The following is an 11,129-nucleotide window of genomic DNA, read 5'->3' as shown; positions in this document are numbered from 1 at the left end:
CTGGCGGCCATGCCGACGGCCGCGCCGGACTTCCGCCTCTTCTGGGACAACGCCTACGCGGTGCACCACCTCACCGACGAACGCATCGAGATCCCGAGCCTCATCGAGGCGTGCGCGCGCCATGGGCACGCCGACCGTGCCTTCGTCTTCGGGTCCACCTCGAAGGTCACGCTGGCGGGGGCAGGCGTCTCGCTCTTCGCCGGGTCGGCCGACAACGTCAAGTGGTACCTCGCCCGCATGGGCAAGCGCACCATCGGCAGCGACAAGATCAACCAGCTGCGCCACGTGCGGTTCCTGCGCGACGCCGATGGCCTGCTCGCGCTCATGGATCGTCACCGCGCCATCGTCGCGCCGAAGTTCACGGCCGTCGCCGAGGCGTTCGCCACGCATCTGGGGGGCACCGGCGTGGCCTCGTGGCTCGTGCCCAAGGGCGGCTACTTCATCAGCCTCGACGTGCTCGATGGCTGCGCCCGTGAGTTCGTGCGGGCGGCCAAGGAGGCCGGCGTCGAACTGACGCCCGCCGGGGCGACGCACCCGCTGGGCCAGGACCCCGATGACCGCACCGTGCGCATCGCGCCGACCTTCCCGGATCTCGCCACGGTGCAGGTCGCGGCCGAAGGCGTGGCGCTGAGCGTGTTGCTGGTGACGTCCAGGGCGCTGCTCGCCCAGCGCGGCGCCGGCGTGCCGGCCCGCGCCTGACCGGCGTCCGGGGATCAGGCGGTGTGCTGCGGCAGGTGCACCGAGAAGACGCACCCCGTGTCGGGGATGTCCCGCACGGTCACGGTGCCGTGGTTCACCCCTGCGCCCCAGCGACTGAAGGAGAGGCCGAGCCCGAGGCCTGACCGGTCGGTGTGGCGCTGCTCGTAGGGCCGGAAGAACTGCTCCGGGTCGACGTCACCGAGTCCGCCGCACTCGTCGGCCACGGCGATGGTCACGACGGCGTCCCGCACCGAGGCGCCGAGGGTGACCCCCGTGCCCGCGTGCGTGAACTTGCACGCGTTCTGCAGCAGGTTGACGATCACGGCCGACAGGATGGGACGGTCGGCCAGCACCGTCACGTCGTCGCCGCCTTCGGTGACCGTCAGGGTGAGCCCCCGCGCCGCGGCCTGGAGCGCGGCCGCCGCCCCGAGTTCGCGCAGCAGGTCCGCCACCGCCACCGGACGATGGTCCTGCGCCCCGTGACGCAGCCGCACGTCCTCGACCGAGCGAGCGATGAGGTCGCGCAGGCCGGTCAGGCTCCGCCCGAGCACATGGCCCGTGCTGCCGCCGATCGCGACGTCGCCCCGCTTGAGCACTTCGAACGCCACGGTGGCCGTGTTCACCAGATTGCGCAGTTCGTGGGCCAGAAACGCCAACCGCTCTTCTTCGCGCGACGACGCCGTGGCCACCACGGTCTCGAGGTGCTCGCGACCGTATTCGCTGACGGCGCGGGCGATGGCATCGTCCAGGCACAGGTTCAGGCGGCGGAACTCGTCGGGCGTGATCGGGGCATCGGCTTCGATGGCCAGCTCGGTGATGGACTGACAGACGTCGCCGTAGTCCTGGACGACTTGCGTCACGCTGAAGCCCTGCAGCAGGCGTTCCCGGCCATGCCTGCCGGCGTTGTCGTCCATCTCGTCGCTCGTGGTCAGGCGGCGCTCGAGGATGTGGACCAGGTCGTCGAGGAAGCGTGGCACACCGGTGCGCAGCTCGGCGGCGGTCGGCAACGGGGTCGCGCGCGAGGCGACCTTCGCACGACAGCGTGCGAGGAGTTCCCCCCGGTGAGCGGCGACGAATTCGTGAAGCATGGGTCTCCCAACGCAAGAATAGGCGTCTCGGGCCCGCTCCGCTGTCCCGTCCTGCACAGCGCGCGCCGGTCGTCTTCCCCTGGTGTGCTAGATTCGGCCGCCATGCGCTGCACAAGTGCTGTGTGTCCCGGCGATGCCTCGTCGGCCCGCCGCTGATGCCGATCCGCTGGGGCATCATCGGCTGCGGCGACGTCACCGAGGTCAAGAGTGGGCCGGCGTTCGCGAAAGCCTCCGGATCGGCGCTGGTGGCGGTCATGCGACGGACGGCCCATCTCGCGGAAGACTACGCCCGGCGTCATGGCGTCCCGCGCTGGTACGCCGACGCCGAGGCGCTGGTGCGCGATCCAGAGGTCGACGCCGTCTACGTGGCCACTCCGCCAGACGCCCATGCGGTCCATGCCCAGCTCGCGGCGAGGCACGGCAAGCCGGTCTACGTGGAGAAGCCGATGGCGTTGTGCCATCGGGAATGCCTAGCGATGATCGAGGCCTGCCGAAAGGCGGGCGTGCCACTCTTCACGGCCTACTACCGGCGAGCGCTGCCTCGCTTCCTCACGGTCAAGGCGCTGGTGGACGACGGGGCCATCGGCACCGTGCGCGCGGTCGTGGTGACGCTGACGCGCCGCCACGCGCTCGATGCCGAGGCGTTGCCCTGGCGCGTCGATCCCGCCATCGCGGGTGGTGGCCTCTTCGTCGATCTCGCCTCGCACACCATCGACCTGCTCGACCATCTGCTCGGACCCATCGCCATCGTGGCAGGTGGGGCAAGCAACCAGGGTGGCTTCTATCGGGCCGAGGACATCGTCAGTGCGTCATTCGGCTTCGCGTCGGGAGTGCGCGGAACGGGACTCTGGACCTTCACGGCGGACGCCGACGCGGACCGGGTCGAGATCATCGGCAGTGCCGGGCGGCTCGCGTTTTCGACCTTCGACGACGCGCCCGTCGTGGTGACGCGGGGCACGGGCGTCGAGTCGTTCGAGGTGCCGCATCCACCGCACGTCCAGCAACCGCTCGTGCAGACCATCGTCGACCAGCTCCAGGGCCAGGGCTCGTGCCCGAGCACCGGCGAGACCGGCGCCCGCGCCACGCGCGTGATGGATGCCCTGCTGCAGTCGTACTACGAAGGGGGCGCTGCCGAACTCGTATAGTCTTGCCTCCGGAGGAAGCCAGGATGCGTGTCGCAGTTGCGGTGTCAGCTCTTGCCATGGCCGTCGCGGGTCTCGTCGCGGGCGTTGGCGTGTCGGCCCAGGAGAGTCCCTACGTCGGGCGCTGGAACATCACGGGGACCGGGCCCGACGTCCGGAAGGTGTACTTCCTCGACGTCAAGCAGGTCGGGGACACGCTCGAAGCCCTGTTTCTCGACCGCGGCGGCCACGCCACGCCGGTCGCGTGGATCAAGGTCGAAAACGGCGAGCTCCAGTGGCAGTACGGGGGCGGTGGCGAGACGCTGCCCAAGCCGTCCTGCGGTCCGCTGTATCGGGCGAAGCTCGAGGGTGGCAAGCTGATTGGCCAGCACGAGACGCCAGGCGTGCCGTGCCCGGCGCCACCGCGCCCAGCCGGTGCCGCGCCAGCCACGCCGCGTCCGATGCCGGCCCCGGCCACCGTGAAGTGGGTCGGCGTCCGGCAGCCGACGTTCCCGCCCTCGAACGCCAACGGCACGCATGCCTACGGGGCACCCGTGGTGATCGTCGGTCCCGGCGTCGGCAAGGAGGTCTGGGCCGGTCTCGGCACCGAGCCCGGTGACACCTGCGTCGACCGGTGGACGATGGCCGACGGCGTGATGACCAACGGCGTGCCGGCCCGCGGCGAGCGGTCCACCTGCAATCCGCACACGAAGCAGCGGTTCAAGGACTTCAAGATCGACGCCGAGTTCAATCTCGGCGCCGGCCAGAACAGCGGGCTCTATCTGCGCGGGCGCTACGAACTGCAGCTGATGCTGCAGGTGCCTGGGCGTGTGGCGGCCTACCCGGGGCAGTTGATGGACATCTACGGCTGGAAGCGGGCCGACGTCTATGCCGGCAACGGCCCGGACGAGTGGCAGGTGCTCGAGGCCGTGGTCGTTGGCAATCGTCTGACGGCGACGCTCAACGGCAAGAAGGTCCACGACAACGCGCTGTTGCCGGCCGTGACCGGCGGCGCGATGGACAACGACGAACTGGCCCCGGGGCCGATCATGATCCAGGGCGACCACTCGAAGGTCTCGTTCCGCAAGCTGGTCGTCACCCCGATCACGACGCCCGGGACGTAACCACACGACGGGACAGGGCCATCGAGGCCCTGTCCCGTCGGTCCCGTCACTGTCGCGCCGGTGTCGCGGGCGCCGTGGTCGTCGGCGCCACTGCTGGGGCACCCGCGGGTTCGGGCATGTCGGCCCTGGCGAATCGCGGCAGCAACTCGTCACGCATCGCGAGGTGATACACGGCCGACGCGATCATCGCCGCGCTCTTCTTCACGTCCTCTTCGACGATGCGCTCGTAGGTGTCCAGGTTGGTGTGCCAGGTGTGCGACTGGTACTCGATCGGATCCTGGAGCAGGCCGATGCCCGGCAGCCCCGCCGCATTGAACGACGTGCTGTCGGTGCCCCCCGGCCGACGGCTCTTCGTGGCCGTGGCGCCGATGATGCCGAGATCCTCGAACGGCGCCACGATCTCGCGCAGGATGCGCGCCGCCTCCGACGGGCCGAACACCGTCGCCCCCCGCACGCGCCCGGTCCCCGAATCGACGTTCAGATAGCCGCCGAACGTGGCGAACTCGGCCGTCGGCGCTTCCGCCGTGCCGAAGTGCTTCGCCACGTACGCCTTCGATCCCAGCAGGCCCTGCTCCTCGCCACTCCACAACGCGAGCCGAATCGTCCGTCGCGGCGTGAGCCCCAGCGCCTTGATGATGCGCGCGGCCTCCATCATCACGGCGACGCCGATGGCGTTGTCGGTGGCGCCGGTCGCGGCATGCCACGAATCGAGATGGCCACCGAGCATGACGACCTCGCCGGCCTTGTCGGTGCCCCTCAACTCGGCGACCGCGTTGAAGGACGTCCGCCCCTCGGCATACCAGCGGTTGACGATGTCGATGTCGAGTTCGACCGCGCGGCCACCCGCGAGCAGCCGGGCGATGCGGCCGAAATCCTCGTTGCGGAGAATCAGCGTCGGCAACGTCTTGCTGCCGTCGAAGCTCGGGTTGTTGAAGGCGCGGATCTGACCATGCTCGCGGCCGGCGTCGTTGACGCGGACCCGCGCCTTGCTCGCGATGAGGAAGGCGTCGACCTGCTCCGAGATCTGGCGGGGCGTCAGTCGCGCGGGATCGGGCGTGGCCCCTGGTCGGCCGGCAGGGCCGCCCGGACCGAACTGCGGCGCCCGGGGAGTAACCGGGTCGAACATCGCCGCGAGGTCGTCGTAGTCGCGACGCATCGCCGGCTTCGTGAAGGTGACCGGGACGCTCGCGGCTGCCCCGACGAGGACGATGCGTCCGGCGACGGCACTCGCCTTGCCCTCGAGATAGGTCGTCAACTCCGCGGCGGTCGGTCGGTCCGGCAGTACGAGGTGCACGGCGGCCGCGCGGACCGGGCCATCCGTCCCGTTGGTCCACGCGAGGACCTCACCGACCAGCGCGTCCTTGACCGGCGCGACGACATGCGCGGTCATCCGCTCATTGAGCCATCCGGGATGGCCGAAGTCCCACGGCTCGAGGGTGCCGGTGTCGAAGCCCCACTCCTTCATCCGTGCCACCGCCCACTCCGCCGCCGCGTGGTGGTTGGGGGAGCCGGTCAGGCGGGGACCGTACACGTCGGTCAGCACGTGGAGGGTCTGCATGATCTGCGACCGCTCCCGTGCCTCGGCACGGATGCGGGCGTTGACGGCGTGGTCGATGGGCTCGGGCCCGGCCGCCAGCAACAGCGTCGTCGACCCGACGAGGCCGATGACCGTCGTCGAGAGGCGAAGAGATGGACATCGCATGGCGCGACACGCTAGCACATCAGGACACGGCGTTCGGACGAGTTTGCGTCCGTCGCGGGTCCGCGATAGCCTGCAAACAGGTCTCTGTGATGTCACCCGCCTGCCCCGATCGGATCGTGCCGCACACGCGTCGTTCATTCGACATGAGCGTCCGCGTCTTCCCGATCGCCGGTCGTCGGTAGGGCCCCGGTTCCTTCGAACCACCCGCCGGCGACGCGCCTCCCTTCGAATCCCGTTTCCTGTTTCGTTGCCGTCCCGGCGACGTCGACCTCGTGCATGCGAGGCTCGCGTCGCGCGGGAGGAGGTTCATGCTCGTGACCACCCCCTATCGCTATCTCATTGGCCCCGGCGATGACGTCGGCGCCGAACTCGTCGACGACCTGTGCCGCTGGCACGACCGCATGGTGGCGCACGTACGTCGCCATGGCGCGTCGGCTCGCTGCGGGTGCGGGGATCCGGACGACTGTCCGCGCATCGAGGCGCGCGAGCTGTGGCACCGCGCGAGGACCGAGTTCGGCGTCGATGCCGCGCCGCTGACGTTCCTGCGCCAGCATGGTGGGGGCGACGTCCATGGATAGTCACCGCGACGTGCACCCGCACGCCCCGAAGACGATCCGCAACGTGCTGGCCGCGCAGGTGCTGGCCCAGGTGCTGCCGGCGCTGCCGCTCGGCTACTGGCAGCGTCGCATTGCGGCGCGCGCCTTCGCCCTCGACCCGATGCCGGCGATGTCGCGCACGTCGCAGGGCGTGCACCTGCTGCGCCTGCCCGGCACCCCGCCGATCTGGCTCATCTCGACGGCCGTGATGACCTGGGGTGTCGTCGCCTGGGTGTGGCGGCCCGACCAGCAGGAGGAGCGGGCGGCCGTCCGCGCGGCCGTGGCACGCGTGCGCCGCGATGGGCGCCACCTGACATGCGCCGTCCTCTTCGTCGTCGGGACCGACGCGGAGCGGACGCGGCTCCGGCACGTCCCCTACCTCAGACTGAGCGGTCCGACGGCGAGGGTGACGACGGTGGGCGTCCTGACGATCGACGACATCGTGCAGGTCCTCGCGGAGGCGTGCGGCGACTTCGGTGAGCGCCCTGAAGCCGCCGCGGCGGCCGATGCCCTGCGTCGCCTGCGCGAATTCGAGCCCGCGCCTTGTGACGGCCCGGCGTCGTGAGTCATGCTTCGGCGGGAGTCCCGCATGACACACCACGACCCTGACGGCACCATCGGCGTGGCGTTGCTCGGCTTCGGCTTTGCCGGGCACACGTTCCACGCTCCGTTCATCACGACGACGCCAGGCCTCCGCCTGCGCGTCGTCGCCTCGAGCCAGACCGCCAGGGTGACGGCGGCCTACCCGGACGTGCGCGTTGTCGCGTCGGCCCTCGACGCCATCGGCGCGGACGATGTCTCGCTGGTGGTCATCGCGACGCCGAACGACTCGCACGCCTCGCTGGCCGAGGCGGCCCTGCGGGCGGGGCGCCATGTGGTCGTGGACAAGCCGTTCACGATCACGCTCGAGGAGGCGCGCGGCGTCGTCAGGACGGCGGAGGCCGCGGGGCGACTGCTGTCGGTGTATCAGAACCGCCGGTTCGACGGCGACTTCATCGGGGTGCGACAGGCGGTGGAGGCCGGCACGATCGGGGAGGTGGTCGAGTACCGGTCGGAGATCGGACGCTGGCGTCCGCAGGTGCGCGACCGCTGGCGCGAGCGCACCGGACCCGGCGCCGGCCTCTGGTACGACCTCGGCCCCCATCTGGTGGACCAGGCGGTCGCGCTGTTCGGGGTGCCTGACACCGTGGAGGCGGCCCTGCGGGTGCAGCGGCCGGGCGGACAAGTCGACGACTGGTTCCACGTGCGTCTCGACTACCCGACGCGCCAGGTCCTCCTGACGTCCAGCATGCTGGCGGCCGACGCGCCGCTGCGCTTTCTCGTGCGAGGCACCGGAGGCAGCCTGACCAAGGGCGGCATGGACCAGCAGGAGCGTCGGTTGATGGCCGGCGAGCGCCCGGGCCAGGCCGACTGGGGCGTCGACCCGGAGCCGCTGCTGATCCTGCGCGAGGGGGAGGAGCCGCAGCGCGTGCCGGTGCCGCCCGGCGACTACGGTCGCTACTACGCGGCCATGCGCGACGCGATCCGTGCCGGCGGCCCGCCGCCCGTGTCGCCGGCGGAGGCCCTGACGGTGATGGCGATCATCGAGGCCGGGATCCAATCGTCGGAGACCAGGCGTGCGGTGCCGCTCACGGGCTAGACTGCGAGCAGGATGCGCATCTCCCTCGGACCCTCCCTGCTTCAGGCCCGGCGCCTCGCGACCGGGCTCGTCTTCCTAGCCTGCGCCGGTCTTCCTCCCGCGGCTGCCCAACCGGGGGGGCCTGCACCGTCATCGGCCGTGCGTGACGTGCGCCTCCGGGTTGTCGGACCCGACGCGTCCGCCGGTCGCGCCTCGGCGGTCGTCGTCGAGGCCGGGGCCCTGGTCCACACGGCGATCCTGTATCCGCTGAATGGCGACGGACGACTCCAGGGCGGCGCCGATGCCACGGCGCAGGCCACGCACGTGCTCGGCAGCCTCGAGGCCGCGCTGACGGCGGCCGGCACCGGGCTCGACCACATCGCCCGGTTGCACGTGTACGTGTCGGACAACGCGGTGACTCCCGCGGTCGACCGGCTGATCGCGCAGCGGTTCACGCGCACCACGCCCGCGCTGACGATCGTCCAATCCACGATGCCGCACACTGGCGTGCTCGTGGCCATGGATGCCATCGCCGTGACCGGGCGGCAGCAACTCCCGGGCGCGCCGGCGCGACTGCGCGTGGAGGGGCTCGCCCCGGTGCCGGGGCAGGGCGCGCATGTGGCGGTCCAGCCGGCCGGGCCCTTCGTCATCGTCTCGGGCCGCGCCGCCCCCGGCGAGTTCGACGTCGCCGTGCGCGGCACGATGGCGCAACTGCGCGGCGACCTCGAGACCGTCGGCCTGGCGCTGTCGCACGTGGTCCAGGTCAAGGCGTTCCTCGGCGACATGGCGCAGGCCGAGCGCCTCCAGCGGCTCGTCGCGAGCACGTTCGAGGGCACGGCGCCGCCGCAGGTCGTCACCGAATGGCGCAACTCGTCGCTGCCCGTGGAGATCGAACTGGTGGCCACCGCGCCGGGCGCGCGGGACGGAGAGGCGCGCCTGACGCTCGTCGAGCCGATCTCGGCGCGGTACAGCCGCATCGCCCGCATCTTCGGTGGGGCGCCCGTCTTCGTCAGCGGACTCACCGGCGCGTCGGCGGCGCCCACGACGCAGGTGCGCGAGATCTTCGCCGAGCTGGCCCGCGTGCTCGCCGCCGCCGGCAGCGACATGCGACACATCGCGAAAGCCACGTATTACGTCTCCGACCCGGGCGCCGATCAGGAGATCAACACCGTGCGTCCGTCGATCTACGACCCCGCGCGTCCGCCGGCGGCGTCGAAGATCTCGGTCCAGGGCACCGGCCGAGCAGGCAGGAGCACGGCCATCGACGCCATTGCCGTGACCACGAGCCGATGACGCCACTGAAACTGACCGCTGGCCTGCTGGCGGCGCTGGCGCTGGCATCGGGTGGGCTCGGCGCACAGGTCGGCGACCGCGCCGCCATCGACACGGCCCCTCCGCCGGCGCACTGGGTGATTCCGCCGGCACCGGTGCGCACGCCCGACGAATCGATGCGCATGATGGAGCTGCCGCCTGGCTTCCGCATCGAACTCGTGGCGGCCGAGCCGCTGGTGCAGGACCCCATCGCCTTCGCCTTCGACGAGCGCAATCGCCTCTGGGTCCTCGAATGGCCGTCGTACAACTGGCCCTTGCGCGACCTGTTGCCCGGCATCGACCGCGAGCCGACGCCAGCCAGCCGGCTCGTCGTCCTGCGCGACACCGACGGCGACGGCCGCATGGACACGCGGACGCTGTTTGCCAGCATGGACTGGCCGCGCGGCATTCAGCTGGTCGATGGTGGCGTGCTCGTCTTCGCCCTGCCGGACGTCGTCTTCCTGCGCGACACCGATGGCGACGACAAGGCCGACCAGCGCGAGGTGCTGCAGAGCGGGTTGCCGACGCCCGTCAACCCGCACCTGGCGCCGAGCAGCCCGTCCTGGACGCTCGACAACTGGACCTACGGGCTGCAGGTCGACGAGCGCCTGCGTGTGGCCGGGGGGCAGCGCGTGTCAGGCCGGTCCGGACGCCTCGCCGGGCAGTGGGGCATGTCGCACGACGACTACGGGCGTCTCTTCTTCAGCTACAACCAGGATCACATCCGCGGCAGCCTCGTGCCGACGGTCTACGCCACTCGCAATCCCCACTACACGGCCGCCGCTGGCATCGACGTCCGCATCGGTCAGGACAACGAGGTCTGGCCCCACGCCATCACGCCGGGCGTCAACCGCCGCGCCCAGTTGCGCGACGATGGGCGGTTGCGGGTGTTCACGGCCAACTCGGCCCCGATGGTCTATCGCGGCGATCAGTTTCCCGACGAGTACCGCGGCAACGTCTTCGTCGGCGAGTCGGCCGGGCGTCTCATCCGCCGGTCGGTGCTGAGCGAGCGCGACGGCATCATCACCGGCAGGAATGCCTATCGCGAGCGCGAGTTCCTCTTCTCGCACGACGAACGCGTCCGACCGGTGTTCACGGCCACCGGTCCTGACGGCGCGCTCTACGTCGCGGACATGTACCGCGGCATCATCGAAGGCCACATCTTCCTCACCACGTTCCTCCGCAACCAGGTGATCGCGCGCGGCCTGCACCAGCCCTTTCACGGCATGGGACGCATCTACCGCATCGTGCACGAGGGGCGCCCGCTCGGGACGCCGCCCGCCGTGCGTGCCGGCGACGTCGCGAGCTGGGTGCCGCTGCTGGCTCACGCCAACGGCCACTGGCGCGACATGGCCCAGCGGATGATCGTGGCCTCGGGGACCGCGTCGATCGCCCCCGCGGTGCTGGCGCTCGCCGACTCGCACGTCGATCCACGTGTCCGCCTGCACGGGCTGTGGACGCTCGACGGCCTCGGCGAAGCCGACGCGGCGTTGGTGCGGGCGCGACTGTCCGATGCGTCACCGCCCGTGCGCATCGCGGCCCTGCGCGTCGCGGAGGGCCGTCTCGAGGATCCGGAGATGCGGCGAGCCGTGCTGGCGCTGGTCAAGGATCCTGACGTGGCGGTCCGCCGCCAGCTGCTCTACACGCTCGGCGCGTCTGCCGCCGCGGAGATCGAGGAGGCCCGCCTGCGGCTGCTGCGACGCGATCTCTCGGAGCCCTTCGTGGTCGATGCCTTCATGAGCGGACTGGCTGGCCGGGAGCGGACGACGCTCGACGCGCTGCTGCGTTCGGAGGTGTGGGCCGCCGACCGTCCGGAACATCGGGCACTGGTCACCGCGCTGGCGACGGCCATCAGCGCGGAAGGGCGTCC

9 protein-coding genes and 1 pseudogene are annotated in these 11,129 nt (G+C 71.0%); 8 read left to right on the top strand and 2 right to left on the bottom strand.

Translation table 11 applies throughout. From position 1 onward, the window contains the following. Window positions 1-699, top strand: a pseudogene (locus Q0C41_RS26090) (aminotransferase); the annotation flags it as partial. Window positions 700-713: 14 nt separating this feature from the next. On the opposite strand, the gene Q0C41_RS26085 reads toward Q0C41_RS26090, so the two are convergent. Then, window positions 714-1,787: a HAMP domain-containing sensor histidine kinase gene (locus Q0C41_RS26085; RefSeq protein ID WP_291988974.1), complete on the bottom strand. Its 1,074-nt coding sequence runs from the start codon at window positions 1,785-1,787 to the stop codon at window positions 714-716. A 155-nt stretch (window positions 1,788-1,942) separates the two neighbouring features. Between Q0C41_RS26085 and Q0C41_RS26080 the strand changes: the two genes are divergently transcribed. Next, complete coding sequence (locus Q0C41_RS26080) at window positions 1,943-2,932, top strand: Gfo/Idh/MocA family oxidoreductase (protein WP_367079308.1); 990 nt, start codon at window positions 1,943-1,945, stop codon at window positions 2,930-2,932. A gap of 23 nt (window positions 2,933-2,955) precedes the next feature. Continuing rightward, on the top strand, window positions 2,956-4,032 hold the full coding sequence (locus Q0C41_RS26075; protein WP_291988970.1) for a DUF1080 domain-containing protein: 1,077 nt from the start codon (window positions 2,956-2,958) through the stop codon (window positions 4,030-4,032). Window positions 4,033-4,078: 46 nt separating this feature from the next. On the opposite strand, the gene Q0C41_RS26070 is transcribed toward Q0C41_RS26075, so the two are convergent. After that, a complete protein-coding gene (locus Q0C41_RS26070; protein WP_291988968.1) occupies window positions 4,079-5,734 on the bottom strand; it encodes a M20/M25/M40 family metallo-hydrolase in 1,656 nt (551 codons plus the stop codon). A gap of 308 nt (window positions 5,735-6,042) precedes the next feature. Here Q0C41_RS26070 and Q0C41_RS26065 point away from each other — a divergent pair, with 308 nt between their 5' ends. From Q0C41_RS26065 to Q0C41_RS26045, 5 genes are all read left to right on the top strand, one after another. Further along, window positions 6,043-6,312, top strand: coding sequence for a hypothetical protein (locus Q0C41_RS26065; RefSeq protein WP_291988966.1), 270 nt, complete (start codon window positions 6,043-6,045; stop codon window positions 6,310-6,312). After that, window positions 6,305-6,895, top strand: coding sequence for a hypothetical protein (locus Q0C41_RS26060; protein ID WP_291988964.1), 591 nt, complete (start codon window positions 6,305-6,307; stop codon window positions 6,893-6,895). Before Q0C41_RS26065 ends, Q0C41_RS26060 begins: the two co-directional genes overlap by 8 nt. A 24-nt stretch (window positions 6,896-6,919) precedes the next feature. Then, entirely contained in the window at window positions 6,920-7,969 is a 1,050-nt protein-coding gene (locus Q0C41_RS26055; protein WP_291988963.1) for an oxidoreductase, read from the top strand. 138 nt (window positions 7,970-8,107) lie between these two features. After that, window positions 8,108-9,241: a Rid family hydrolase gene (locus Q0C41_RS26050; protein ID WP_291988961.1), complete on the top strand. Its 1,134-nt coding sequence runs from the start codon at window positions 8,108-8,110 to the stop codon at window positions 9,239-9,241. Further along, the coding region (locus Q0C41_RS26045; protein WP_291988959.1) for a hypothetical protein at window positions 9,238-11,129 on the top strand (1,892 nt) is incomplete at its 3' end. The genes Q0C41_RS26050 and Q0C41_RS26045, both read left to right, overlap by 4 nt.

The sequence above is a fragment of the Luteitalea sp. genome (assembly GCF_022842525.1).
Taxonomy (GTDB): domain Bacteria; phylum Acidobacteriota; class Vicinamibacteria; order Vicinamibacterales; family Vicinamibacteraceae; genus Luteitalea.
The sequence above is the reverse complement of the archived record's forward strand: the minus strand, read 5'-3'. Positions and strand labels throughout refer to the sequence as shown.

Coding starts and splice junctions, on each gene's coding strand:
- Q0C41_RS26070 (WP_291988968.1), bottom strand. CDS start 5,734: ATGCGATGTCCATCTCTTCGCCTCTCGACGACGGTCATCGGCCTCGTC.
- Q0C41_RS26055 (WP_291988963.1), top strand. CDS start 6,920: ATGACACACCACGACCCTGACGGCACCATCGGCGTGGCGTTGCTCGGC.
- Q0C41_RS26065 (WP_291988966.1), top strand. CDS start 6,043: ATGCTCGTGACCACCCCCTATCGCTATCTCATTGGCCCCGGCGATGAC.
- Q0C41_RS26085 (WP_291988974.1), bottom strand. CDS start 1,787: ATGCTTCACGAATTCGTCGCCGCTCACCGGGGGGAACTCCTCGCACGC.
- Q0C41_RS26075 (WP_291988970.1), top strand. CDS start 2,956: ATGCGTGTCGCAGTTGCGGTGTCAGCTCTTGCCATGGCCGTCGCGGGT.
- Q0C41_RS26060 (WP_291988964.1), top strand. CDS start 6,305: ATGGATAGTCACCGCGACGTGCACCCGCACGCCCCGAAGACGATCCGC.
- Q0C41_RS26080 (WP_367079308.1), top strand. CDS start 1,943: ATGCCGATCCGCTGGGGCATCATCGGCTGCGGCGACGTCACCGAGGTC.